We start from the raw sequence: 25397 nt of genomic DNA, 5'->3' as shown, positions 1-25397 counted from the left end.
TAACTACCACTATATGAATTGTGTTGTAATTGACGATGATAAGCTTTCGAGAAAAGTTGTTGAAAGTTATATTGAAAGAACAGACTTCCTAACATTTGGAGCCTCCTACCCAAGTGCAATTGAAGCGATAAATAATATCAAAAAAAACGAACCTGTTGATTTGATATTTTTAGATATTGAAATGCCGGAAATGAGTGGCATGGAATTTTTAAATAGCTTAAGTACTACACCGCAAATTATTATTATCTCTTCAAAAGAACAGTATGCTCTGGAAGCTTTTGAGTACGATGTTACTGATTATTTATTAAAACCTATTAGTTACAGTCGGTTTTTTAAAGCGGTTAGTAAGGCTAACCGTCGCTATAAAAACAGCGAAGGTTTTATGCAGGATAAGAATGAGATTTTTATAAAAAGTAATTCGGCATTGGTTCGTTTGAATTACGATGACATTTTATGGATTGAAGCTCTTGAAAATTATGTTGTTGTGAATTCTTATCATGAAAAATACACAATACATTTTACCATGAAGGCCATCGAAGAAAAGATGCCCTCTACTCGTTTTTCAAGAATCCACCGTTCATATATCGTTAATTTGAGTAAAATTGGAGTGATTGAAGATAATTCAGTTGTGATTGAAACTGAAAGTGGGTCAAAAGCAATTCCTATCGGAAAATCATATCGTGATAAATTATTAGGAGATATTAATTTAATGACACGATAGTTTTTTTATGGCAGGATTTTTATTGAATTTTGTATTTAAATAAAAATTCTGTTTATGATTACAAATCGACAATTATTTCTGCAGCATGTAGCTACAACCTCTGATTTTCCTATTGCATTGGAAATAGAGAGGGCAGAAGGTATATATATGTACAGCCCGGACGGAAAGCCATATTTGGATCTCGTATCGGGCGTTTCTGTTAGTAACCTTGGGCATGGGCATCCTCGTGTTCGTCAGGCCATTAAAGATCAGGTTGATAAATATATGCACTTAATGGTGTATGGTGAGTTCATTGAATCTCCTCAGGTTCAATTGGCCAAGCTCTTATCCGATAATCTGCCCGAGAGTTTAAATTCGGTTTACTTTGTGAATTCGGGGAGTGAAGCCAATGAGGGAGCTTTAAAATTGGCTAAGAGATTTACCGGTAGATCTGAAATAATTACTTTTAAAAATGCATATCACGGAAGTACTCACGGAGCTTTAAGTGTATTGGGTGACGAGGAATTGAAAAATGCCTTTCGTCCATTATTGCCGGACATTCGAATTATTGAATTCGGAAATATTATGGATTTAGAGGAAATAACCAATAAAACAGCCTGTGTTATTTTGGAACCCATCCAGTCCGAAGGAGGAATGATTATTCCAACCAAAGAATTTATTCAGACTTTGAGGGCAAGGTGTACCGAAAAAGGTGCTTTACTGATTTTCGATGAGGTTCAAATGGGATTTGGACGAACAGGAAAACTTTTTGCGTTTGAGCATTTCGATGTTGTTCCCGATATTCTTTGTCTGGCGAAGGCAATGGGAGGCGGAATGCCAATTGGAGCTTTTATATCGGATAAAAAGATACTTGACACGTTCAAGAGCAATCCAATGTTGGGACACATTACCACTTTTGGAGGACATCCTGTTTGTTGTGCTGCGGCTAAGGCTGCTCTGGAAGTGCTTTTGGAGGAAAATATTGTAGATGACGTTCAGCGCAAAGGAGAGCTTTTTGTGACTTTGCTAAAAGATCATCCAATGGTGAAAGGATTTCGACAGTTGGGACTGTTTATTGCTGTAATTGTAGAATCTCAGGAAATCATGCTTGCTATCATGAAAGAAGCATATGAGTTGGGTGTTATTATGGATCCTTTCTTATTTTGTGCCGGAGCTTTTCGAATTGCACCTCCCTTAAATATTACTGATGAGGAAATTCATCATGCCTCAGATTTACTAATTGAGGCAATGAATAAGGTGAAAAAATAATGTTTCACAGAATTGATGCTGTTCCTGTAAGAATATTCAAAAATAGATTGATGAGAAAATTATTACTTGTGTTTTTTGTCTTACTCGGGTCTTCGAGTCTTTTTTCGCAGATTAATTTATTGGAGAAGGAACAGCAAATCAAATCTGAGTTTGATTGTTTGGTTCTGGCTGATACTGATTCTTTAAAATTGAGTATCTGTAATGAAATTGAAAACATATTTTCGGATTTGTTGGTTGAAGAACAGAGTTTTGATTATCCGTTTTCTGAATTATCAAAAATGGGTAAGTTGATTTCTCCCGATCAGAAATTTCGGATTTTTAATTGGAATTGTGTTTTGGATGATGGAACTTACCGATATTTTGGGCTGCTGCAAATTAAACTGAAGAAATCAACTCGGGTTGAGGTTTTGCATGATGCGAAGCTTGTAGCTGATATGTTTCATCAATACCCGGCAGTAAATTGGCCGGGTGCGTTGTACTATCAAATTATTCCGTTTAAGGCAAAATCTGGTAATTCTTATTTCCTGTTGGGATGGGATGGAAATGATTTCCGAACCAACAAGAAGCTTGTTGAAGTGATTAGTTTTGATGAGAAAGGACAAGTTACTTTTGGTATGCCGGTGATTATCTGGAAAGGAAAAACTTTAGACAGAATAGTTTTCGAATACGCTAAACAGGCAAGAATGACTATTCAATACAACGAAAAAGATAAAAGAATTGTATTTGATCATTTGGCGCCGTCATTGCCAGTTTATCAGAATCAATTTGAATATTACGGACCTGATTTTTCTTACGATGCGCTTGAGTATCAAAAAGGGAAATGGGTATTAGTTGAAAATGTTGATGTAAGAAATAAGAAAGAGAAATGAGTAAAATATTCCAATATCAAACAGAGCAGTTTGCTGATATAAAGATACTAAGATACCAGGTTCCCGGATTTGAGGAACTAAGTTTGAGTCAGAAAGAATTGATTTATTATCTGGCGGAAGCAGCGCGTTGTGGCCGCGATATTCTGTTCGATCAAAACAATAAAAATAATCTTAGCATTCGCCGCACTTTGGAGGCTATTGCTAAATCCTACGATGGCGATCGGGAATCGGATGAATTCAAAAGCTTTTTGGTTTATGCCAAGAGAGTTTGGTTCTCAAACGGAATTCATCATCATTATTCGATGGATAAGTTCATGCCTGAATTCTCTGAAGAGTACTTTGGCGAACTATTGAGCAATACAAATTACGAGTTGTTGCCTTTGTTGGAGGGAGAAGATGTTGTTGGTTTGCTGACCAGATTGGTTCCTGTTTTGTTCGATGAAGATGTGGATGCAAAACGTGTGGTTTTGAATCCTGAACTTGATTTAATTAAGGATTCTGCAAATAACTACTATGAGGGAGTTTGTGAGAAGGAGGCGGAAGATTTTTATGCCAAAATGGAAAAGGGAGATCCGGAACGGCCAATTTCTGCAGGTTTGAATTCCAAGTTGATGAAGGAGAATGGTGAGCTGATTGAAAAAACATGGAAAGTGGGAGGAATGTATTCCGAGGCCATCGAAAAAATTGTGTTTTGGCTGGAAAAGGCGATACCTGTTGCGGATAGTGAACTTCAAAGAGAATCCTTGGTGAAATTGGTTGAGTTTTATAAAACCGGCGATTTAAAAGCCTTCGATGAATATTCAATTTTATGGGTGAAAGATTTAGATGCTCATGTGGATGTAGTGAACGGTTTTATTGAAGTGTATGGTGATGCTTTGGCAATTAAAGGCAGTTGGGAATCTATCGTTAATTTTAAAGATATTGAAGCCACCAAAAGAGCTGTGATTATTTCCGATAGTGCACAGTGGTTCGAAGATCACTCTCCTGTTGATGAACGATTCAAGAAAAAAGAGGTGAAAGGAGTGAGTGCAAAGGTAATTACCGTCGCGATGCTGGGAGGCGATTGCCATCCGGCAACGCCTATTGGGGTTAATTTACCAAATGCAGAATGGATTCGTAAAGAACATGGAAGTAAATCAGTTACGATAGATAACATTACGCATGCCTATCATCAGTCGTCTTTAAAAAGTGGAATGATTGATGAATTCGCCTATAGTAAAGAGGAAGTTGCGCGGGCAAAAGAGCATGGATATTTGGGAGGAAACCTGCATACCGACTTGCACGAATGTCTTGGTCATGGTTCGGGACAGTTGTTGCCTGGTGTGGGGATGGATGCATTAAAAAATTACCATTCAACACTGGAAGAGGCCCGGGCTGATTTATTTGCCTTGTATTACATGATGGATCCTAAAATGGTAGACTTGGGATTGATGCCAGGTTTGGAGGTTGCCAAAGCTGAATACGACGGGTACATTCGCAATGGATTAATTACTCAGCTGACCAGAATTGACTTGGGAAAAGAGATTGAAGAATCTCACATGAGAAATCGTCAGTTAATAGCCAAGTGGGTTTTTGAAAAAGGAGAATCGGATAAGGTGATTGTGAAGGTGCAGGAAGAAGGGAAGACTTACTATGTTGTGAATGATTATCTAAAACTGAGAATACTATTTGGAGATTTATTGAAAGAAGTACAACGAATAAAATCGGAAGGCGATTTTGAGGCAGGTAAACGTCTGGTTGAAGATTATGCCGTGAAGGTTGATGTTGAGTTACATAAGGAGGTGAAGGAAAGATTCGAAAAGCTGAATCTGGCAGCTTATGCTGGCTTTATTAATCCGGATTACCACCCGGTTTACGAAGAAGGCAAAATTGTTGATGTTCGAATTTCTTATCCAATGGATTTTATGGAGCAGATGCTTGAGTATGGAGAGAGGTATTCCTTTCTACCGAATATAAATTAAAATGAAGAGGCTGTTTCTATTGAGACAGCCTCTTTTTATAAGTTCAATTTAGAAATTAAGTTTCAATTTAATTCCTGTGTCCTGGTGATGTTTGCCATCAAAACTCCAGACAACCTCTACATCTAAGAGAAGGAATATTTGCGATAAACCGTATCCAACCTCCCAGTAATTCTTTTTATCAGCATGAGTCAGGTAATTGGCAAATAATCTTTCCTGAATTACCATTGAATTATTCAGTATTGGCAACCGCTTTAGCAGAAACCGATCGGATGTGTATTGCAGGTGTGCTTCCAGATAATCTTCTGTTGTTGAGTGTTGATAGTAATGAAGTAATCGGAAAGTATCCCATTTGTTTGCAAACATAAGTACTGGTTTGCTGGTGTTGAAATGGCGGTAATCAGCAAAGAAAGTCTGTTTGTTGGTAAGGAAACTTCCGGCTCGGACACTATAGTTTAAACGATCGTTAAAGCCAATGTCAAATGCTTGTTTTACCGAGACTTCCAACAAGGAATAGTCGGTTTCCGAATCGATTACATCGCTAATTCCCTGTTTATAAAGCATTGAAAATGTTGGTTGCGAATGATAGTTGACCATGCTTTTAACACCTTTTTTAATGGTGTATCGATTACGAGGAGTGTATTCTAATTGGGCAATAAAAGTTAATGCTTTGTTGTCTCGAATCAATTCGGGATTTACGCCTGTTGGGATGTTGGGAGTGTAGGCGTTGTCTTTCGGACCAGTGAAATAGAATTTATTGGTGTTGTAAAGTTGTTTCCTGTTGGCATACTCTAATTCCGTATGAAGATTTAAGCCATTTGCCAGATCGGTTTCATGCCAGATATTCACATAGTTTTTATCATACAGTTTTAAATGATTGTCTTTATAGTAAAGAGAAGTCATCATATTCAGCATCGGATTTATACCGGATTCTTCATTAAAATCAACCGCTTTGCTTCCTCCTTTAAACCCGATCCAAGCCCGTTTCATACCGTTGTAACGATATCTGCTGCTTAATGAATAATCGAGATGCTTTCGGGAGAAGGCATAGGTGAAATCAGGTGATAAATCGAAATAATGACCAATGGTATCCTTTTTAGTATATCTGAAAGGCGCATTAAATGTAAAACCCTGAACCGTGTTGTAGGAAATTTTATCGAAAGCAAAAAGGCCTGGAACTGTGAGTGAAGAATTTTCTTCTTTGTATTGATATGTTTTACCAAACAAAACATGTTTGAATTTAAATTTCCGATTTTCCTGGCGAACAGAATCTTTGTATTCCGGGGTGTTACGAACAATTTCGATCGAATCTTTTTTTGTGAAACTAATCTTTTCATCTTCCGATAGAGGAATGGGTCTCATCTGAGTCCAGTACAAGGAATCTTTATCTTTGGCATCTTTAGCAATTTTCAGCTTTTCAATTTTAATTTCCAGAGGTTCTTTTACCTTCTCTGCACGCTTTTCCTGATTTTCTTTTTCCATCAATCGGTACAACTTTCGCATTTCCGAATTATTCATATCGTCCTTTTCCAAAAGATTTTGGATTTCATCTTTCCGCTTTTTTTCTTTGACAGACAGAACTTTCGAATCTTGCTGGTTGGTTACTTCCCTGATGCTTTCAGCTTCCTGCTTTAAAGCCAGTTCCTGTTGTTTTAGGTAATCATGATCCAAATCAGGATTTAGTGTTATCTGATAGTCTTTAATGGAAGCAACATAAATCATATTCATGCCAAATCCCATTCCTTTAAAATTCACATCAAAATCGAAACTTACCGGCATCCATACGCTTTCGTTAACAGGAGCATACAATTGATGCATGTGTACATCTGTCATTGGAAGATTGAGTTGTAAATCGGCGGAATGAATGTTCCAGAAATTTTCGGCAATATTCAGAAATCCACGAAAGAGATCTTTTCCTTTTCGTTTGGGCGTTACTTTAATTCTGTTGATCATTCTTTCCTGATCTTCAAAAACCGATTCCAACTGAAATTTGTAGACAGAAAATGCTGTTTTATCTAAGGGTGATATGAATCCATCGTCTTTGGTATCGTACAAGTTGGCCGTAATAAACTGCATTGGGTTGGTCTGCTCGCCTAAACCCGATGAACGAACAGATATCACTTCCTCTTCAATTTTATCTGGAAGTTCGAAGTGAATTTTTGATATGTTTTCGGTTACAAAAGTCTTGTTTTCGGTAATGCCTTCTTCAGCCAGTTTCTTTTTAAAAAGCCCTGGTACACTGGTGATTTTCCCCGATCCTTTTAAATATACCGTATTGTTGTATTCGCTGACTTGCTTGGTATAATAATCACCCATTGCAATTGCCTTTCTCATTACATAGTAGGCCGGATCCTCACCGCTGGCCAATACTTTTACTTCCTTTAACTGATAGGTTTGAGGAGCCAAAGCAACATTCATTTCCACATCTTTGTTGTTGATGTTCACCTTTACATTTTTGGTTTTAAAACCCAAATACCGGTATTCGAGCTCCCATTCGCCGTTGGGGAGGTTTAATTGATACTGTCCGTCGATATTTGAAGTTGTTCCGGTAGCCAGCGTTTTTATGTAGATATTAGCAAATGGAATGGCGTTGCCATCTGTATCGGATATTGTACCTGTAATTTGTTGTGCATTGCTCAGTAAGGAGTATAAGAGTAGTAGGGAGCTAATTGTGAATTTGATCATACTTTGTTTTTGTTATTAGTAAGACTAAGACGATTGAACGTTTGAAAAGGATACAATGGAATTTTAATTGGCTGATATTTCTTCCTTTTAAGAATTGTAAATTTATCAGGAAAATACAATATAAAGTTAAACAGTAGTTGCTTTTTATGATTTTTTAATAAAATAGAATAGTATTTAACATGTTTTGTAAAGTGTCAGTAAACAATTATCAGTAATATGATGATTGAGGTCTGCGTACCAGCTAACAATTATGTGCTTTGTTTGTCGTTTAATTTGAGAAGTACTGACAGCATTCTGAAATTTTTTCTTGTTTTCTGTCTTATTGACAGAAAATTTCTCTTGGCATAGGCTTTGACTATTCCACATTCGAAAAATTGTAATTCAAAATTTTAAAACGATATAACTATGTCAACAGGAAAAATTGGTGTTACCAGTAACGATCTGTTTCCAATTATTAAGAAGTTTTTGTACTCAGATCACGATATCTTTTTGCGTGAAATTGTTTCTAATGCAGTTGATGCAACTCAAAAATTGAAAACTTTAGCTTCTTCAGGAGAATTTAAGGGGGAAGTAGGAGAATTAAGAGTTTCTGTTAGTATTGATAAAGAAGCAAAGACGATTACTATTTCCGATAACGGTATTGGTATGACTCAGGAAGAGATTGAAAAATACATCAATCAGATTGCATTTTCGGGAGCTGAAGAGTTCATGGATAAATACAAAGATCAGGCGAATGCCATTATTGGTCATTTTGGATTGGGATTTTACTCTTCGTTTATGGTATCCGATAAGGTGGATATTGTGACTCTTTCGCACAAAGAAGGTGCTGAAGCAGTAAAATGGAGTTGTGAAGGAAATCCTGAATATACTTTAGAGAAAGTAGAGAAAGCTGATCGGGGAACCGATATTGTAATGCACATTTCGGAAGAGGAAGAAGCCTTTTTGGAAGAGAGCCGTATTCAGGAATTGTTGAACAAATATTGTAAATTTTTACCTGTAGAAATTGCTTTTGGAAAGAAAAAGGAATGGAAAGACGGTAAGAATGTTGATACCGACGAAGACAATATTATTAACGATACAAATCCTGCATGGACAAAGAAGCCTGCTGATTTGAAGGAGGAAGATTACAGCGATTTTTACCGTCAGTTGTATCCAATGGGAGAGGATCCTTTGTTTCACATTCACTTGAATGTTGACTATCCTTTTAACCTGACCGGTATACTGTATTTCCCAAAAATTAAGAACAGTGTTGAAATTCAAAAGAACAAAATTCAATTGTACTGCAATCAGGTATTTGTTACCGATTCGGTTGAAGGAATTGTTCCTGAATTTTTAACCATGCTTCATGGTGTGATTGATTCTCCGGATATTCCATTGAACGTATCCCGTTCTTACCTGCAAAGTGATGGAAATGTGAAGAAAATTGCCAGTCATATCTCTAAGAAAGTTGCCGACAGCTTGAATGATATTTTCAAGAATGACCGTGCAGATTTTGAGAAAAAATGGGATGATTTACGCATATTCATTCAGTATGGAATGTTGACTGAAGATAAATTCTTCGATCGTTCCAAAAAATTTATGTTGTTCAAAAATACTGAAGGAAAGTATTTTACAATGGAAGAATATGAGGCAATTATCAAGGAAAATCAGACAGATAAAGACAGCAACATCATTACTTTATATGCTACTGATGTAGATGCTCAGTATACTTACATTGAGGCTGCAAAAGCAAAAGGATATGATGTTTTGGTAATGGATAGTCAGTTGGACAATCACCTTATTAATCATTTGGAGCAAAAAACGCCAACTACAAAATATGTTCGTGTTGATTCTGATATCATTGAAAAATTGATTCAGAAAGATGAAGTGAAAGTATCTAAGCTTACTGAAGAACAAAGAAATGACTTGATTCCTGTTTTCAATTCTCATTTACCATCGGGGAAAGTAAACTATATTGTAGCTTTCGAATCGTTAGGAGAGGAAGCGCAGCCATTGCTGATTACTCAATCGGAATTTATGCGTCGTATGAAAGATATGGCAGCCATGAATGCGGGAATGGGGTTCTATGGTGAAATGCCTGATTCTTTTAATTTGGTTGTTAATTCGGATCATGCTTTAATTGAAAACATTCTGAACGATAAGGATGCTAAGATGGGCGAAAAGCTTGCTGAGGTTTCAGCTAAACTGACTCCATTATTCGAGGAAAGAGAGCAATTGGATGCTTTGAAAAAGGACAAGAAAGAAGACGAAGTTCCTCAAGAGGAAAAAGATAAAATGGCTGAGGTTCAGAAGCAAATTTCTGCTGTGAATGCTGAAAAAGAAGAATTGCTGAAAGGATATGGTAAGGACAATCAGTTGGTAAAACAATTAATAGACCTTGCATTGCTTGCCAACAATATGTTGAAAGGAGCAGAGTTAGCAAAATTTGTAAAACGAAGTGTTGATATGATCAAGTAATTGATAATTCACAGATATATGGCGGCCGGACTATTACAGTCCGGCCGTTTTTTTGTTGATATGTTTTTCCCGGAAAATATAAAAACCAAAGCCTTCCTGAATTTATAAGCTTTTAAATGCAGGCACCCCTTATTTGTTAAGGCTTTTTGATGCACAAAAAAAAGCCCTTTCGGGCTTTTCATTGTTTTGTTTATTTTTTAGATTTCTTCTTTCGGTTTCGTTTCTTATTTTCAATTGCCTTTTGGCGGCCTTTTGAACCCGATGGAGTCTTTGAATTTTTAGCTGATTTCTTATGAAAGGCACCACTGGATAAATCCAAACGGATGGTGTTTTTAATTTTAATATTTCGGGTTTGTATTTTTTCATCTTCAAGCAATTGGCTTGTAAATACAACTTCGACAGGAACCGCTCCTATTTCAATAGGCTTTTTAATTAAAGCTTCTACCTGTTCCATCAACTCCTCTTCGCCTTTATTTACAAAGCTAATGGCAGTACCATCTTTTTCGGCACGTCCGGTACGACCTACACGGTGAACATACTCAACGTAGTTGCTCGGAATGTCGAAGTTGATTACGTGGCTGATGTTATCAATATCGATACCTCGGGCAGCAACATCAGAAGCAATTAATACTCTTGATCTGCCTTCTTTAAAGTCGTTAAGTGCCTTAATCCTTGTGTTTTGTGCTTTGTTCGAGTGAATTACACTTAGGTCTTCGCCCAAAAATTCTTCCAAACGATCCACAATCCGATCCGCATTCTTCTTGGTCTCGGTAAATATCATCACCTTGTTAAATACCTCTTTGTCTTTTAAAAGGTGTTTAAGCAGAGCTATTTTACTAAGAATATTAGGAGCCTGATATTGAATTTGATGAATGTTTTCAACGGTAGAAGCCTGTGGCGCAATTTCTATTCGCTCAGGATTTATAAGAAAATCATCAGCTAATTGAGCAACCGTATCCGAGAAAGTTGCCGAGAACAGTAGGTTCTGATGAACTTCAGGAATGATTTCGAAAATCGCCTTTAACTGAGGCATAAACCCCAGATCCATTAATTTATCAGCCTCATCAACCACAAGAGTTTTAATCAGGGTGAATTTCAGAATTCGGGTCATGTAGATATCCATTAAACGACCAGGAGTCGCCACAATGATATCAATGCCTGCATACAATTTTTCCTTTTGAGTATTGATGTTCACCCCGCCATACACCCCAACGGCGCGCAGGTTGATATAGGGAGACAGTAATTCAATTGTTTCAACAACCTGCAAAACCAATTCACGGGTTGGAACAACGATTAATGCTCTTGGATCAAATCCCTGTGCGTAGTTTAATTTCATTAAAATCGGCATCAAATAGGCCAGGGTTTTACCTGTTCCTGTTTGGGCAATCCCAATTACATCTTTGCCTGCACGAATAGGGGAAAATACCTTCTCTTGTATTTCTGTTGGTTTCTCGAATCCCGCCTCGTTAAGCGCCATTCTAATCTGTTTGCTTATTTTGATGTCGTCAAATGAAATCATTACCATGGTATTTGAAAATTTGTGCAAAAATAGGCAAATAAACCGACATTAGCGATCTTTCATTGTTTATCGTCCTTATTTGTATAGCTGTTCAATGCTTTAAATCAGCTCCATATTTGTTGAATCTCATTTTTCAATGCCGAAATTGCAGTTACAATAGCCGGTTTTTGTTGCTGCATATGTGTTTCAATAATCGCTTTGCACAAAACAATTGAAGAATCTTCAGGTGCCGTTTGCGTGGCTTCAGTATTAATTAATCGAATTGTACTGTCTTTTGCATTTTTTAACAGCATCCACGATTCATCGGTAACATAAAGTTGCTGTGAAAGATTGTGTTCGTATTCAGTACGAATGGCAAGAATCAATTTTTGCTGCAATTGTAAATTTGTTAACCCGCTTGTATTTTCTCTAACAATTAACGATTCGGGATGAATACGTTCCAGAAAAATAATTAACCGTTCGCAGGCCTGAAGTCTTATTGGAGTGGTTTGTTTTTGATTCTTCAGTAAAAGCTGATGCTTAATTTTGCGCTCTTCATGCTTTAAAAACTGCTTTATCAGCAGATAAGCAGTAGCAAAAACAACCAATGATGGCAGGATATACTTACTAATTTCAAGAATGTCTTTCATTTTAATAGTTTCTTTATATTTTTCGATAGTTATGGATTCCCTATGTATTTAAAAACTGTATCTTTATCCACTGAAATGATAATTCGAAGATAAACTAATCGCACCGTTTATTTTAATTATCAAGGGGGAAAACAACAACAACAAACACAAAAGTATTAAGCAATTTACTAAATCCCTAAATTAATTTAGAATGTTGAAAGTTTCGGATCGAATTGCAGGAATGGAAGTGTCTCCAACTCTTGCGATGTCTCAAAAAAGCAGAGAAATGAAAGCTCTCGGAATTGATGTTATCAATCTGAGCGTAGGTGAACCAGATTTTGATACTCCTGACCACATTAAAAAGGCAGCACAAAAGGCTATTGATGATAATTATTCTCATTATTCGCCGGTTCCTGGTTATGTTGAATTACGTAAGGCAGTGGTAGGTAAGCTGAAACGGGAAAATGATTTGGAATACACCGTTGATCAAATTGTTGTTTCAAATGGAGCGAAACAATCAATTACCAACGTTATTTTGAGTATCATCAATAAAGGAGATGAAGTAATTATTCCTTCGCCTTATTGGGTAAGTTACAGCGAAATTGTAAAGCTAGCTGAAGGAGTTAATGTTTTTGTATATGCACCAATCGAGCAGGATTTTAAAATTACTCCTGAGCAATTGGAAGCGGCGATTACTCCAAAAACGAAAGCCTTTTTATTCAGTTCACCAAGCAATCCTACAGGAAGTTTATATTCAAAAGAGGAATTAAGAGCACTTGCAGATGTTTTTGTGAAATATCCGGATATTACGATTCTTTCTGATGAAATTTATGAGCACATCAATTACGTTGGTGCTCACGAAAGCATTGCTCAATTTGAAAATATCTTTGATCGGGTAGTAGTAATTAATGGTGTTTCTAAAGGTTATGCCATGACAGGATGGAGGATTGGCTACATTGCGGCTCCGTTGTGGATTGCAAAAGCTTGTAACAAGTTACAGGGACAGATGACATCAGGTGCATCTTCGATTGCTCAAATTGCTTCTGTTGCGGCTTTAGATGGTGATCAGTCAACAACTGTTGCCATGAGAAAAGCATTTCACAAAAGAAGAGATTTAGCTTTGGAACAAATTCGAGAAGTACCTGGTTTCGAAACCCGTGAGCCAAATGGTGCATTTTATCTGTTTCCTAAAGTTTCTCAATTATTTGGGAAGGCAAATGGAAGTTACACCATTAACAATTCTACAGATTTAAGTTTATTTTTGTTGGAAGATGCCAATGTTGCAACTGTAACCGGTGAGGCATTCGGATCTCCTGAATGTTTGCGATTGTCTTATGCCACCAGCGAAGAGCAAATGGCAGAAGCTATCTGTCGAATAAAAGCATCGGTTGAGAAACTGAAATAATCAATCGAATTATATAATTGAATGGCTGTCTCATGCAAATGAGATGGCCATTTTTTGCTGGATAATTTTATATTTAGAGTAAGTGAGGAGGTGTAGTTGTTTGTCTTATTAATGAAAAGGATCAATATTAAAAAGGACATCATGAAAACTAAACTCTTGTTATTATCTGCCATAATCTTGCTGTCAAATCATTCTTTTGCTCAGTATACCTACGAAAAACCAGTAAAGAAATATTCTCCTGATATCGATCACATTTCAAAATTTGAAGTTGGTTTTCATTATGGTCCGGCATGGACATCAGGAGATGCAAAAGAGTTTGCAAAATCAGGAAGTGCTTTTAGTTTGGATTTAGGTGTGAATTCAGGAAATTTTTATTTTGGAACTGAATTTACTCTTACATCTTGGCGAGATTACTATGATACAGGTTATGCTGATGAAATAAATTTTAAAGAGACCAATTTTTTATGGTTGGTGAATGCAAAATTATTTCTGGGTGAAGGGAAAGTGAAACCTTATATTGGATTGGGAACCGATTTAATTACAATAGCATTGGAAATTGTTGATCCGGAAGATGAGGATGATTGCTATTATTCCAATTGTTACGAAGAGGATGATCGGAATCATAATGCGTGGCTTGTTCCTTCATTTGGGATTAGATGGGAAATGGGGCCAAATGTCAGTGGCAATATTGGTTTTAGCGCAAACTTATCCCGCAATTATGATTTTATTCGTCTTCAGCTGGGGATTGTATTCTAATTAAATCGTAATTCTCTATGATATTGAGAAACGCCTTAATTATTAAGGGAGTTTTTTGTTTGAAATATTGTCTTAAAGCCAGATGGGCTTCTACTTTTTCCTTGGATGAAAAAGTAGACAAAAAATCAACGAAAACGTCCTCAACCACCCGTTACTATTTCGAATACTAAACTACCGAACTTGTGAGATCATGAACTCCTATTTATGAAATTTATATATGAATAAAAAGAACTCGCTGTGCTCAGACAACTTTTTGTTATTAACGCATTCTTCACTATACGAGTCCCGGTCTCCGGACTCAATTTCGAACTCCACATATAATCAGACGATACTTTATGGAATATATATTTTAATTAAATGACACAAAAAAACTCCCCCGAATGCGGAGGAATTCATTATATCGAGTACTAATTTTCTATTTGTAAAGTTCTTTTAAACGGCTTGCCATTCCTTCAGCCAAAGCTTCGCACAAATCGAAATCTTCGCTGTTAGGAGCGCAAAGAGCTTCAGGTGTTGCTTCAATAGTTTCCCACTTAATTTCTTCGGCAAATTTGTTCAGGCGTTTTAAGCCGCCACCGCCCCAGGATTTGGAACCGAATACGCCTAAAACGTGATCTTTAATAGCCATGTGCTCCAATTCATTAATCAGGGTTTCCATGGTTGGGAAAACATCACCATTATAAGCACAAGAACCTAAAATTACACCACGGTATTTAAAAATATCGTTGATGATATAAGATGGATGTGTTTTTGAAGAATCGTGAATACGAACTTTCTTAATTCCTTTTTTAACCAATTGGCGGGCAATATTATCAGCCATTTTCTCTGTATTTCCGTACATCGAAGAATATACAATAACGCAACCTTCATCGGTTTTATACTGACTCCACTTGTCGTATTTGGCAATAATATCAGCTACATGACTTCTCCAAATTGGTCCGTGGGTTGCACAAATCATTTTGATTTTCAATCCATCTAATTTCTTCAATGCATTTTGAGTTGGACGACCATACTTTCCAACAATATTGGAATAGTAACGGCTGATTTCTTCATCCAAATAATCCAAATCCAATTCATCATCGAAAATACCACCATCCAAAGTTCCGAAAGCACCAAAAGCATCTCCTGAAAATAAAATTCCTTGTGTGGTTTCAAAAGTAACCATGGTCTCCGGCCAATGCAGCATCGGAACCATATAGAAGTTTAATTTGTGTTCTCCCAAGTCAATTTGATCACCTTCCTGAACTTCAAAAATATTTTCTTTGATTCCATAGAAACGCTCCAACATCGGAAATGTCTTTTTGTTTCCTACTATTTTCATTTCAGGATAACGTTCAACCAAAGAACGGATAGAGCCTGAATGATCAGGTTCCATATGGTTAATGATTAAATAATCTGCTTTTCGACCATCCAATACCTCAGTAATGTTGTCCAAATATTCATCCATAGTACCTTTTTCAACAGTATCTACAATGGCTGTTTTTTCATCAACAATAACATACGAGTTGTAAGCTACCCCTTTTGGCAACGGCCAGTAGTTCTCAAATAGGTGAGTTCTTCGGTCGTTTGTTCCTACCCAGAAAATTTTGTCAGTAATGTTGTTTCTATTGTGCATTCTTTATGATTTTGTCGATTTTGCATATTCAGACCTTTCTATCTCATTGAAGCAACTACTGTCGCGACAAAAGGAGTTTGAGATCTTATGTGTTCTGATTTATAACAAGAAATCGGAACACTTTGTTTACAGCCCACAAAATTAAGAATATTTTTATTTTCGAAATGCTTCTACAACATCTTCTTTTAATTTTCTTACCTATTGCTGTAAAAGTCTGATGAGTTGTTGCTTATTTAGGATTTTTATTTCTCTTCTGTTGGTTTCAATTAAGCCTTCCTGTTCCATTTCTTTTAAACTTCTGGCAAAAGAAGGACGTGTAACGCCAAAAAACTGAGCCATTTCTGCTTGAGATTTTGGTAAAGTAATTTCAGTTTTATCGGGGGCAGCCAGTTTTAAAAGGTAGTTTGCTAACTTTCCTTTTATCGTTTTAAAATTTAAAAACATCAGTTTGTTGGCTAAAAACTGACTTCTATTCGATATAGAATTTAAGTAATTGGTCAGAAATACCTTATTTTTTTGAAACATTTCAATTACTGAGTTTTTGGACAGGTAGAAAACTTCCACTTCTTCATTTGCTGTTACGTTTACCGGGAACTGATTTCTCTGTCCGAATAAAAATGCGGATGCAATAGGATAGGGAGCCATAATATCCTCAATCTTAATGCTTTTTCCTGATGGATCGAGCATTTCGCCTTTCACACTGCCTTTTAAAACAATCATCAGATTTTCGCATTTATCTTCCCGAAAGGCAAGCATGTCACCTTTCGAAAATTTCTTAATCTGATACTGTGAGTCGATCAGCAAATTTTCCATCTCGTCAGGAGAAATTCCTCTGAAAACGGGAGATTGTGATAGTTGTTGAAATAGCATTTTTTTTATGAGGTTTTAAATTACTCTCAATATTAGGTCTTTCTTTGCAGTTTGCAAAGAATAAGGGATGAATTGGTCTTAAATTCCATGCACTGTATTCATTAAATACTGATTTTAGCAGAGTTTCTATACTAATTTCAGAAGATTTCGTTTAAAACTAATAACTGAAATAGAGGTGAGAACGATACCAATACCCAGCAAGACTAACATTTTTGGATAGATTTCTGATAAAGGAAGTTGTCTCCAGAAAACATCGAAAAAGCCTTCTATTGCCCAATAGTTTACAGAAACAACAGCTAGTTTGTGCATGATTTCTGGCATGAAAACAAGTGGCATCATACTTCCTCCCAGTGCTGATATAACCAGTATTATTAAGGTCGATAAGCTTTCCACCTGCTTTCTGCTTTTGCAGATAGTAGCCATGAAAATTCCAAAACTGGTACAGGCAATTGCTGCCGATAAAATCATAAGGAGTAAGGCTGGCAGATTAATAAATATGTCCAATCCTAAGGCAAGCCATGAATACAAGAACATAACTGTTAGTTGTAATACGGCCATAAAAAGTGTCGACAGCATTTTGCCGTAAAGGATACTGGATGGAGAAATAGGAGATACCAATAACCGGCGAAAGGTTCCGTCTTCTTTTTCTTTTAGTAAGGAAGCACCACTTCCCGATACGCTAAAAAGCAACATCATAATTGCTGTGCCTGCAATGGCCTGCACCAATCCCAGATTACCATTTTTATCTTCACTAACAATTGCAGTCATTGGCAGGTTCGACTTTTCTTCCATTTCTTTTGAATCATCCGAATTATCGAAATCAGTAAACTGCTCTTCAACCTGTGCCTGAATATCCAGAAGTTCTGCATCTGCCAGATCTGGATTTTTTTCTTTGATCCAGGTGTTGACTTTTCCTTTGATTCCTTTTTTCATTGTGATACCAAATAAATTAGACCACAATGCCTGTTGAAGTAAACCCATTTCAATTTCCTTGGCTTCATCGTAAAATAATTCCATTTGGGCTTTGTTTCCTGCTTCCACAGAATCCTGAAATCCTTTATACAGAACCAATACTGCAGTGTTTTTACCTTTTTTGATTAGATCGGAAGCTTCCTCGTAGCTTTTGGGAAATAGCTGCATTCCATCCTTATCGTTCAAAGTATTAAATACTTCTTTTGAAAGTTCAGTATTGTCCTGATCAGTAAAAAGAAGAGAAATTGGACGTGATTTTTCTTTTTTCCCTATTCCTCCATACATCAATGCAAAAAGTGTAATTAATACGATTGGCAGTAATAGTGATAGCAAAACTGCTGTACGGTCTTTAAAATATTGTCGAATGCCTTTAAATGCTATTGTGAACATGATTTTTTCAGTTTAAATCGAATGGAAGATCATTAAATTGGTAATGAATATGCACTATTTAATCGCGTAAGGATTTTCCTGTTAATTCAAGGAAGATACTCTCCAGACTTAAACTTTTTACCTGAAGATTTTCCAAGTGCAGATTTGCATTTGTACACATTTGAATTAGAATGGGCAAATCGGTATTGGCCTGTGAAGTTGACAGTACCATCTGATTCTCATGAATTAGAAGTTGGCCATTAAAATGATTATTGATATTTGAGAGGTCAGTTTTTTGAACATTTATAAACCTTACATGAATTTCCTCATTGATTTTAGATGATTTTTTAAGCTCTTCGAGACTACCTTCAGCAATAATTTTCCCTTCATCAATAATGCCGATTCTGTCGCATAGACGTTCGGCTTCTTCCATATAATGTGTAGTGTAAATCATTGTGAGACCACGGGAATGGAGTTCTTGAATGACTTCAAAAATAAGATTTCTGCTTTGCGGATCAATCCCGACCGTTGGTTCATCCATAAAAACGATCTTTGGATCGTGAAGAAGAGCTGCTGCAATATTAATTCTTCTTTTCATTCCACCCGAATAGGTTTTTATTTTGTGGTTTTTCCGATCTGATAAGCCCATAAAATCTAATAATTCCTCAGTTTTTGATTGCAGTTCTTTGCCTTTTATGCCATATAAAGTTCCCCAGAATTTCAAATTCTCTAAGGCTGTTAAATCTTCGTAAAGAGCTATTTCCTGAGGAACAACACCAATCATTTTTTTAGATTTAGTCAGGTTCTGGTAAAGTGATTTTCCCTGATAAAGGATTTCTCCGCTATCAGGCTTTAGCAGAGAACTTAAAATGCTGATTGTTGTTGTTTTTCCGGCTCCGTTTGGCCCGAGCAGACCGTATAATTCACCTTCCTGAACAGCAAGAGAAATATTGTTTAATGCATTAACTTCTTTGAAGGATTTACTTAGGTTTTTAGCAATAAGCATGGGTAGAGTTGTTTTTAGTTTGTGACAACTCTAAATTTACACAACTTATATGACAAACAGAAGGCGATTTTGCTGTTGGTTAGCGGAGTAAGGCTACATTTCCTTTTTTCATGACTGTTTTGCCATCCAAAAAAGTCACTTCCAGAACATAAACATAAACATCAATATCCTGCATCTGTCCTTTGAAAAATCCATCCCATCCGCTATTGATATTTGTGGTTTCGAAAAGTTTTTGTCCCAATCGGTTGTAAATTATCAGAGTTACTTCTTTCACATCCTCACCTCTGACAAATAGTTTATCGTTGTGACCGTCTCCATTCGGTGAGAATGCTTTTGGTAAACCAACATATGGATAGTTCTCGAGAAAGCCTACATCTATTGTATCGCTGGCAGTACAATTTGAGTCGGTGGTAACTTCCACCCAGTATTTTCCTTCGGTTTGAACGGTAATTTTTCGGGTAATATCTCCGGTTACCCATTTGTAAAAGCAGTTTGGAGTACCTGCATCCAAAACAATTTTTTTATCTGCATAACTCTTCAGATCCTGTCCTAAATCAATTTTCGGAGTAGGCAATAAATTTATTTCCAAACAATCCGATTCCGTATTGCCGTTAGCGTCTGTTACTTCCAGACAATAATGACCATTTTCTTTTAAATAGATTTCAGGGGTTTTGTTTGCGAGTCCGAGCCAATTGTATTGCAATGGATAAACCGGACTTCCTTCAATTACAGGATTGATTAATATTGAATCGCCCGAACAAATTGAATGATCTTCACCCAAAAACACACCGAATTTCTCACCTTTTCTGTGGTGTATGTATAAAGTGTCCTTATTTAAACAACCGTTATGATCTTTTACTTCAACAACAAAAACACCACCACTATTTACATTTATGCATTGAGTGTTTTCGCCTGTATTCCAAATAAATTCAGAGCCCTCATTGCCGGCATCTAAAACAGCACTTTCTCCATCCCACAAAGTAATATCTGTACCCAAATCTATTATTGGGTTTGGATGATAGATCACTTTTGTGTTTGCTGTTTGCTGAAAACCATCCGGATCGGTAATTTTCACCCAATAGTCTCCGGCTTTATCGATATCAATTGAAGGATTTGATGAGCCATTTTTCCAAAGATATCTATACTTCTGATCAATTGATAAACTTGGTTCCAAATTCATTTTTTGATTGCCGCATAACTGAATCTCTTCCGGCAGATTTATTTCAAAAAGTTCTGATTTCATTTTAGCCGAAAATGATTTTGTAGAAGAACAACCATTTCCGGATGTAACTGTAACAGAATATTTGCCTGATTCCGAAATGTTAAGTTCTGAATCTGTCGAGCCATCTGACCATAAATAAGTGGATCCTTTTTCGAAAATATCAAGAATAGGATTTTCATCATCTATTACCACATGATCTTCAATGTTTACAACAGGTGATTTTTGCGTTGAAACTTCTATTTTGGATTTTACAACTTGATTGTCATTTAAATCAGTAACAGTAAGGTTATAGGTTCCTTTTTTATCAACGCTAATTTCTTTTGTGTTTTCACCGGTGCTCCACAGATAGGAATAATCAGAAGGTAAATCAATAATTGGTGTGAGTACGAGGCTTTGACCTTCGCATAGATTGTTGTTATCACCGAAAGTAACCTGAAAGCTTTTTACTACTTCAAGGCCTGCAAAAATTGTATCGCTGTTACAGCCAAATGCATCTGTTTCTATCAATTTAAAATAATTTGATGCTTCGTGATCCGGCCACTTAATATTTAATTCAATTTCTTGTTTATGATCCTCAATTTTACTTTCATTTTTTAGTATTGCAGCGCCCTCGGGTACCCAAACAGAATAGCTTGAGTTTTTCCCAATTTTAGCGGCATATTTTTGCGAAGTATTGATTTTTACTTTTGGGTGATAATCCTCAATTTCAGGAGTTGCCAATGGCATAACTTGAATGGTTGCTGATTTAGATTCTTCAGGAATAAAAACTGGAGACAAATCTTCAAGCCAAGCTTCCTTTAATTCGATGGTATAGTTTTTTATGTGCCCCGAAGTGTTCTTAAAAAAGAGAGACATGTTGTACTCTGAAAAATCGATGCCTTCATTACCATTAAGAATCATGGCAGGACTGTTGTTAACAGAAAAGCTTACAAACCATTTTTTATTTTTTGGTCCTTTTAAAAGAAGTTGTATTTCCTGCATCGGCAGCACAGTACCATTGGTTGCAGAGCAATACATGATCTGATAATCGGAATTGATACGAACTGTATCGTTTTGAGAAAACCCGGAAACAGCTGAGCACAATAATAGTAAAACGAAACTGGTTTTTATGGATAGATGCGTTAGTTTGGCTTTGTATCTGCTCATCATCTTCTTTTTTTTATGGAATTAGAACTTAAAAGAATCAATTTTGACTGATGTAAATATAGTCTAAAATAGTCAAGAGGCTAATTTTAGTCAGTAAAAATAAGTCGTTAGTCATTTTTACAAATCGTTTCGTCACGTATTTTACGTTTAGATGTCATTTTTTGTTCAGTTTTTCGGCATCTATTTTTTAGATGTGTAACATCGGTTACAGTTTTCTGAATGGATCGGTTATACATTTGTATCAAGAAATCATTTAAATTCTGTTTCGAAATGAAGAATCAATATTTTAAGACCACGGATAGTTTGCTTGATATTTGTACTAAGTACCCTGAAACAATTAAAATTTTTGTTTCAAATGGATTCAAGCAATTGGAGGATGAGGCGAAGAGAGCGGTCTTTGGTAAATCTCTTTCTTTGGAATTGGCTTTGAAGATGAAAAAATTAAATGTGGATACTTTTTCTACCTTATTAATAGAAGGAATTGATGGAAATAGAAATTCGGTGGATGGTGATTTGAATCAAAATAGCAAAGTACAAAAATCAGATTCTATTCATGTGCAAGGGTTGTTGCCTTGTCCGGTTCGTATTCCTTTGGTTGAAGGTATTGATGCTTTTATTGATGAATATGAAAAGAATCATGAAAATGAGATTATTTATGACTTGAAAGCTGCTTCGATGGGATTGGATTGGTTAATCGATGATGTAATCAATCAGGAGAACACAGATAATTTAGCAGATATTTTTATTTCAGCAGGTTTTGATTTATTCTTCGATGATAAATTGATGGGGAAATTTAAGAAGCAGGGTGTTTTTAAAGACAGTACTGGTTTTAAGCGTTTGAACAAGGATTTTGACAATGATGAGATTTGTTTGCAAGATCCGGAAGGACATTATTCAATGATTGGTGTTGTACCTGCAGTTTTTTTGGTAAACACCGCCGAATTAGGAGATCGTCCGATTCCACGAACATGGGCTGATATTTTTAAGCCGGAATTTAAGCGCAGTGTAAGTTTGCCAATCAGCGATTTTGATTTATTCAATTCGATGTTGCTGCACATTTACAAGGCATACGGCGAAGAAGGAGTAAGAGGCTTGGGAGCTTGTTTATTGGAGAGTATGCATCCTGCACAAATGGTGAAGTCTCATACCAAAAAGAACGTACGACCAGCTATTACAATCATGCCTTACTTCTTTACCAAAATGGTGAAAGTGGGTGGTCCAATGGTAGCTGTTTGGCCGGAAGATGGTGCAATTATCAGTCCTATTTTCATGTTGACCAAGAAAGATAAATTGGAGAAAACGCAACCTGTTATTGATTTCTTTGCCTCGAAAGCGGTAGGAGAGATTCTTTCACATCAAGGTTTGTTTCCAAGTATTAATCCTGAAGTGGATAACCGATTACCTGCAGAGAATAAATTTATGTGGTTGGGTTGGGATTACATTAACAGTAACGATATTGGGACTTTAATAAAGAAATGTGAGCGCATTTTTAATAAGTCCATTCAGGATGAATCGTTTGCTAATTTGGGACCGTTGAATTATATGCCTCAGAAGTAGTATTACTAAAATTGCAGATTTTAAAATAATCAGATATGAACTTAGTTACAGTTTCAGGACCTCCTTCATCAGGAAAAACAGCGGTGATTTTAAAGACCATTGATTCGTTAAAGAAGAGAGGATTAGAAGTTGGTGTGGTAAAATTTGACTGTCTATATACAGATGATGATATTTTGTACGAAAAGGCTGGCGTGAAGGTGAAAAAGGGATTGTCAGGTTCACTTTGTCCGGATCATTATTTTGTAAGTAATATTGAAGAGGTAACCCAATGGGGAATTAAGGAAGGACTCGATTTACTGATCACGGAAAGTGCCGGATTGTGTAACCGTTGTTCGCCCTATGTAAAAAGTATTACGGCTGTTTGTGTTATCGATAACTTAAGTGGAATTAACACCCCAAAGAAAATTGGTCCGATGTTAAAGAGTTCCGATATTGTGATTATTACAAAAGGTGATATTGTATCACAGGCTGAAAGAGAAGTGTTTGCATCGAGAGTAAATCAGGTGAATCCTGGAGCAAGCATTATGCACATAAATGGATTAACGGGTCAGGGAGCTTATGAATTAAGCACTTTGCTTTACGATGAGAAAGTTGAAATAAAGACTTTGGTGGGTGAAAAATTACGATTCTCAATGCCATCAGCACTTTGTTCATACTGTTTGGGCGAAACCAGAATTGGAGAAAGTTACCAAATGGGTAATGTGAGAAAGATAGATATGAGCGACAAGAAGGGCGAAAAGTAAAGTAGTAATAGCTGAAAGCGCCAAGTTGAGTCCACCCCTTCGCCTGTCGGCACTTCCTCTGAAAGGGAAGATATCGATTCGAAGATGCGAAAGCAAAATAAGGACTTGCTCCTTTTTTAAGGGAAAAGGCTTGTTGAAAGCGATATAACAATTACAAAAGCAGAAACATGATCACAGTTCAAGATATACAACAAAAAACAATTGCCGATTTATTCGAGCAATATCCATTTCTCCCGGGGTTTTTCGAAGAAAATACATTGCAGGTTAATGGACAGATCAACGAAAAGTTAATCGATTATCTGAAGTTTTTAGATGATGAGGAAGAGGCGGAAAACAGAGCCATTGATAGAGATCAGCTTTTGAATTCGATGACTATTTATATTTCTCAAATGTTGGAGTTTTTGGGTGAAGATGTAGATGACGGAGTTCATAGCATTACCATTCTTCCCGGAACCAATAAATCTGGTGAAGCAGAGCAGTTTGGAGAATTAAAGATCAGCAAAAGCGAGATTGTTTGTATTGTTGGACCAACTGGATCGGGTAAAAGTAGATTGCTTGCTGATATTGAATGGGTGGCTCAAAATGATACTCCGACTTCACGAACCATTTTGGTGAATGAAGAAATGGGAGACAAAAAATGGCGGGTAAGTTCAGGACATAAATTGGTTGCACAGCTTTCGCAGAATATGAACTTTGTAATGGATTTATCTGTTTATGAGTTTTTAGAATTACATGCACAAAGTAGATTGGTTGAGGATGTTGAAGGTGTTATTGCCAAGATAATTGAAGAAGCAAATAAGCTTGCCGGAGAAAAGTTTGAGTTAACCACTCCTATTACAAGTTTGAGTGGCGGACAATCCAGAGCATTAATGATTGCTGATACTGCTATTTTGAGTAAGTCGCCGATTATTTTGATTGATGAAATTGAGAATGCCGGTATCGACCGCAAAAAAGCCCTCGATTTGCTGATTGGCGAAGAAAAGATTGTACTGATGGCAACTCACGATCCGATGTTGGCTTTAATGGGCGACAAGCGAATCGTGATAAAGAATGGTGGAATTCACAAAGTGGTTGAGACCAGCGATGATGAAAGAAATTTATTAGTTGATTTAGAGCGTATGGATTCGGTTGTTCAAAACATGAGAACCCGACTTCGTAACGGCGAAATCATTAAAAAGGAAGACATAGGATTTTAAAAGAGATTTGAGAAGTTAGAGATGAGATTTGAGATGATTTACAATATTCATTTCGTTTACTGATAATTCTTGAAATAAGAATCAAAATATAAAATAGGATATTGAAACTGGGGAATTCGTTTCTCCAATCTCATATCTGTAAAAACAGGAGGATAAAATTATGCATGACGGATGCGCAGGAAGTTTCGAGAACGGTCAACAAGTAGTTGATAAAGTAAGAATGATGGGTTTTGCTCAGCAATTAATGCCAATGCCTTTGGATATTGAATGTCATGGCTGTAAAGAAACCTTCACAATGGAAGAATTCGAAGGACATTGTCCGAAATGTGATATGGTACACGGTGTAACACCTTGCCATGCTTTCGATCCAAACAACATTATGGCGGCAGGTATCGGCTATTAGTTTTTTAACTGCAGGGACATGCCATGGCGTGTCTATATGGAATAAGATTGGAAGGAAAATCCCAATAGGGCA

19 protein-coding genes are annotated in these 25397 nt (G+C 36.5%); 11 read left to right on the top strand and 8 right to left on the bottom strand.

Going from position 1 to position 25397, the window contains the following annotated elements:
• Window positions 1-13 precede the first annotated feature (13 nt).
• Genes ACY0M5_RS16865 through ACY0M5_RS16850 form a run of 4 tightly spaced genes read left to right on the top strand, consistent with a single transcriptional unit; the run spans window position 14 to window position 4799 of the window.
• The gene (locus tag ACY0M5_RS16865; RefSeq protein ID WP_124992978.1) at window positions 14-721 is read left to right on the top strand and encodes a LytR/AlgR family response regulator transcription factor; all 708 of its coding nucleotides are present in this window, start codon (window positions 14-16) and stop codon (window positions 719-721) included.
• 54 nt (window positions 722-775) lie between these two features.
• The gene (locus tag ACY0M5_RS16860; protein ID WP_461629952.1) at window positions 776-1969 is read left to right on the top strand and encodes an aspartate aminotransferase family protein; all 1194 of its coding nucleotides are present in this window, start codon (window positions 776-778) and stop codon (window positions 1967-1969) included.
• 50 nt (window positions 1970-2019) lie between these two features.
• On the top strand, window positions 2020-2838 hold the full coding sequence (locus tag ACY0M5_RS16855) for a hypothetical protein (RefSeq protein ID WP_461629951.1): 819 nt from the start codon (window positions 2020-2022) through the stop codon (window positions 2836-2838).
• Window positions 2835-4799 carry a dipeptidyl-peptidase 3 family protein gene (locus tag ACY0M5_RS16850; protein ID WP_461629950.1) on the top strand — a complete coding sequence of 655 codons (1965 nt, stop codon included), beginning with the start codon at window positions 2835-2837 and terminating at the stop codon, window positions 4797-4799. The genes ACY0M5_RS16855 and ACY0M5_RS16850 overlap by 4 nt, the downstream gene beginning before the upstream one ends.
• A gap of 48 nt (window positions 4800-4847) precedes the next feature.
• Here the strand turns inward: ACY0M5_RS16850 and ACY0M5_RS16845 are convergent, their stop codons facing one another.
• Window positions 4848-7481 carry a DUF5686 and carboxypeptidase regulatory-like domain-containing protein gene (locus ACY0M5_RS16845; protein WP_461629949.1) on the bottom strand — a complete coding sequence of 878 codons (2634 nt, stop codon included), beginning with the start codon at window positions 7479-7481 and terminating at the stop codon, window positions 4848-4850.
• Between the two features lie 405 nt (window positions 7482-7886).
• On the opposite strand from ACY0M5_RS16845, the gene htpG reads away from it, so the two are divergent.
• On the top strand, window positions 7887-9938 hold the full coding sequence (gene htpG / locus ACY0M5_RS16840) for a molecular chaperone HtpG (RefSeq protein WP_461629948.1): 2052 nt from the start codon (window positions 7887-7889) through the stop codon (window positions 9936-9938).
• Window positions 9939-10128: 190 nt separating this feature from the next.
• Here the strand turns inward: htpG and ACY0M5_RS16835 are convergent, their stop codons facing one another.
• Together ACY0M5_RS16835 and ACY0M5_RS16830 are read right to left on the bottom strand one after the other, a co-directional pair.
• Window positions 10129-11457: a DEAD/DEAH box helicase gene (locus tag ACY0M5_RS16835; RefSeq protein WP_461629947.1), complete on the bottom strand. Its 1329-nt coding sequence runs from the start codon at window positions 11455-11457 to the stop codon at window positions 10129-10131.
• Between the two features lie 104 nt (window positions 11458-11561).
• Entirely contained in the window at window positions 11562-12086 is a 525-nt protein-coding gene (locus tag ACY0M5_RS16830; RefSeq protein ID WP_461629946.1) for a DUF7935 family protein, read from the bottom strand.
• A gap of 190 nt (window positions 12087-12276) precedes the next feature.
• Here ACY0M5_RS16830 and ACY0M5_RS16825 point away from each other — a divergent pair, with 190 nt between their 5' ends.
• The gene (locus ACY0M5_RS16825) at window positions 12277-13470 is read left to right on the top strand and encodes a pyridoxal phosphate-dependent aminotransferase (RefSeq protein ID WP_461629945.1); all 1194 of its coding nucleotides are present in this window, start codon (window positions 12277-12279) and stop codon (window positions 13468-13470) included.
• 141 nt (window positions 13471-13611) lie between these two features.
• The gene (locus tag ACY0M5_RS16820; protein ID WP_461629944.1) at window positions 13612-14226 is read left to right on the top strand and encodes a hypothetical protein; all 615 of its coding nucleotides are present in this window, start codon (window positions 13612-13614) and stop codon (window positions 14224-14226) included.
• A 415-nt stretch (window positions 14227-14641) separates the two neighbouring features.
• On the opposite strand, the gene ACY0M5_RS16815 is transcribed toward ACY0M5_RS16820, so the two are convergent.
• The 5 genes from ACY0M5_RS16815 to ACY0M5_RS16795 form a co-directional block, all read right to left on the bottom strand.
• Window positions 14642-15841: an FprA family A-type flavoprotein gene (locus ACY0M5_RS16815; protein WP_461629943.1), complete on the bottom strand. Its 1200-nt coding sequence runs from the start codon at window positions 15839-15841 to the stop codon at window positions 14642-14644.
• A gap of 198 nt (window positions 15842-16039) precedes the next feature.
• A complete protein-coding gene (locus ACY0M5_RS16810; RefSeq protein ID WP_124992969.1) occupies window positions 16040-16711 on the bottom strand; it encodes a Crp/Fnr family transcriptional regulator in 672 nt (223 codons plus the stop codon).
• A 126-nt stretch (window positions 16712-16837) separates the two neighbouring features.
• Entirely contained in the window at window positions 16838-18073 is a 1236-nt protein-coding gene (locus ACY0M5_RS16805; RefSeq protein WP_156196552.1) for an ABC transporter permease, read from the bottom strand.
• A 58-nt stretch (window positions 18074-18131) separates the two neighbouring features.
• On the bottom strand, window positions 18132-19058 hold the full coding sequence (locus ACY0M5_RS16800) for an ABC transporter ATP-binding protein (RefSeq protein WP_461629942.1): 927 nt from the start codon (window positions 19056-19058) through the stop codon (window positions 18132-18134).
• A 79-nt stretch (window positions 19059-19137) separates the two neighbouring features.
• Window positions 19138-21426: a gliding motility-associated C-terminal domain-containing protein gene (locus ACY0M5_RS16795; protein ID WP_461629941.1), complete on the bottom strand. Its 2289-nt coding sequence runs from the start codon at window positions 21424-21426 to the stop codon at window positions 19138-19140.
• A gap of 270 nt (window positions 21427-21696) precedes the next feature.
• On the opposite strand from ACY0M5_RS16795, the gene ACY0M5_RS16790 reads away from it, so the two are divergent.
• From ACY0M5_RS16790 to ACY0M5_RS16775, 4 genes are all read left to right on the top strand, one after another.
• Window positions 21697-22983, top strand: coding sequence for an ABC transporter substrate-binding protein (locus ACY0M5_RS16790; RefSeq protein ID WP_461629940.1), 1287 nt, complete (start codon window positions 21697-21699; stop codon window positions 22981-22983).
• 35 nt (window positions 22984-23018) lie between these two features.
• A complete protein-coding gene (locus ACY0M5_RS16785; RefSeq protein WP_124992964.1) occupies window positions 23019-23726 on the top strand; it encodes a GTP-binding protein in 708 nt (235 codons plus the stop codon).
• A gap of 167 nt (window positions 23727-23893) precedes the next feature.
• Window positions 23894-24922 (top strand): ATP-binding cassette domain-containing protein, encoded by a 1029-nt coding sequence (locus ACY0M5_RS16780; RefSeq protein ID WP_461629939.1) that lies wholly within the window; start codon window positions 23894-23896, stop codon window positions 24920-24922.
• 160 nt (window positions 24923-25082) lie between these two features.
• The gene (locus ACY0M5_RS16775; protein ID WP_461629938.1) at window positions 25083-25325 is read left to right on the top strand and encodes a hypothetical protein; all 243 of its coding nucleotides are present in this window, start codon (window positions 25083-25085) and stop codon (window positions 25323-25325) included.
• Window positions 25326-25397 lie beyond the last annotated feature (72 nt).

The sequence above is a fragment of the Labilibaculum euxinicum genome, from assembly GCF_963678175.1.
Taxonomy (GTDB): Bacteria; Bacteroidota; Bacteroidia; order Bacteroidales; family Marinifilaceae; genus Labilibaculum; species Labilibaculum euxinus.
This window is presented reverse-complemented; position numbering and strand designations above follow the sequence as displayed.